This is a genomic window from Streptomyces sp. NRRL B-3229, from assembly GCF_000719505.1.
GTDB classification, from domain to species: Bacteria; Actinomycetota; Actinomycetes; order Streptomycetales; family Streptomycetaceae; genus Streptomyces; species Streptomyces griseorubiginosus.
On the sequence record NZ_JOGP01000074.1, the window covers coordinates 1 to 1,463 of the forward strand.

Here is a 1,463-nt window from a genome sequence, read left to right on the forward strand (position 1 = left end):
CCGCGGAACCGGAACGGGTCTTCACCCGGCGCCAGTTGCTGGCGAGCACCCGCGGCGACGACCGGTACATCACCGAGCGCACCATCGACGTCCACGTCCTGAACCTCCGCAAGAAGATCGAGCCCGTCCCCCGCCAACCGGTCTATCTCCAGACGGTGTTCGGCGTCGGCTACCGCCTCACCGACGGCACCCGTGGCCGCTGAGCGGCGGGCGCGCCCCGGAGAGCGGGCGGGCCGGGCCGGCCGGCTGCCCTGGCGCCGCAGTCTGCTGGTCCGCTTGCTGGCGGCGTCGATCACCATCGCCGTGTGCTCGGTCGCCGCCACCGCCTGGCTCGCCGCGCGCACCACCACCAGTGCCCTCCAGCGGGAACAGGGGCAGGTCCTCGCCGACGACGCCCGGATCTACGACACCCTCATGGGCTACGCGGCCACCCACACGGACTGGTCCGCGGTGGCGCCCGCACTGGCACGGCTGGCCGAGCGGACCGGCCGGCGCATCACCCTGACGACGCAGGACCGGCGGCCCGTCGCCGTGTCCGGCCCGGCTTCCCAGGACCTGCCCACCCGGGCCTCGGCGCTCGTCGACCCGCTGCGGGCCGACCCGGCGCTGCTGCCCGGCGTCCAGGCGGACGGCATCGACCCGCGCGCGGTCGGCCCGTACCGGCTGCCCGCCGGCGAGCGCAAGCAACTGAGCCACCTGGCAAGGACGTTGCGGACCTGCCTGCGCGGGACCGGTTTCTCCGCCGGGGTCACCGAAGGGGCGAGCGGCAGGCCGTCCCTCGTCATGACCGGCGACACCGGCATCCAGCGGAAAGTGGGCGAGGCGTGCGGCGTGTTCGCACTCGACGCTCCCACCACGACCGAGAAGCGGGCACTCGACCGGCTCAACGCCCTGGTCGGCGGCTGCCTGAAACGCCAGCGGCTCGATCCCGTCGTGGTCGGTCTCGCCTTCGCTCCCGCCGAGAGCGTCAGCGAGCCCGTGCGACGGTGCGTCGACACCGCCCGCCGTGAGCAGCTCGCGCCCTATGTCGCGCCGCCCGTGCTGCTGTTCGTCGCCAGCGCGGCGGGATCGCCCGCGGCTCCTGGCTTCGACCTCTCCTCCGCCAACACGGCGAAGGTCGCCGGTGTCGCCGCGCTGGTCCTCGTCCTCACCCTGGCGGTCACGGTCACCGTCGGCACCCGGCTGGTCAGGCCCCTGCGCGCCCTGACCGACGCGGCCCGCCACCCGACGCAGGAGCACCTGCGGGTACCGGTGACGACCCACGACGAGATCGGTCGCCTGGCCGCCGCCTTCAACGACCTGTCCGAGCGCCGCGAACGGCTGGAGGAGCAGCGCAAGGCGATGGTCAGCGACGTCGCCCACGAACTGCGCACACCGCTCACCACGATCCGCGGCTGGCTGGAGGCGGCCCAGGACGGACTGGCCGCCTCCGACGAGGCGTTCGTCGCCTCGCTCCTGGAGGA

Annotated in this window: 2 protein-coding genes; both read left to right on the top strand. The window is 74.2% G+C overall.

Going from position 1 to position 1,463, the window contains the following annotated elements; translation table 11 throughout:
- On the top strand, positions 1 to 203 hold a 203-nt coding region (locus tag IF54_RS0138715), incomplete at its 5' end, for a winged helix-turn-helix domain-containing protein (protein ID WP_030327379.1).
- On the top strand, positions 193 to 1,463 hold a 1,271-nt coding region (locus IF54_RS0138720), incomplete at its 3' end, for a HAMP domain-containing protein (RefSeq protein ID WP_051735715.1). The genes IF54_RS0138715 and IF54_RS0138720, both read left to right, overlap by 11 nt.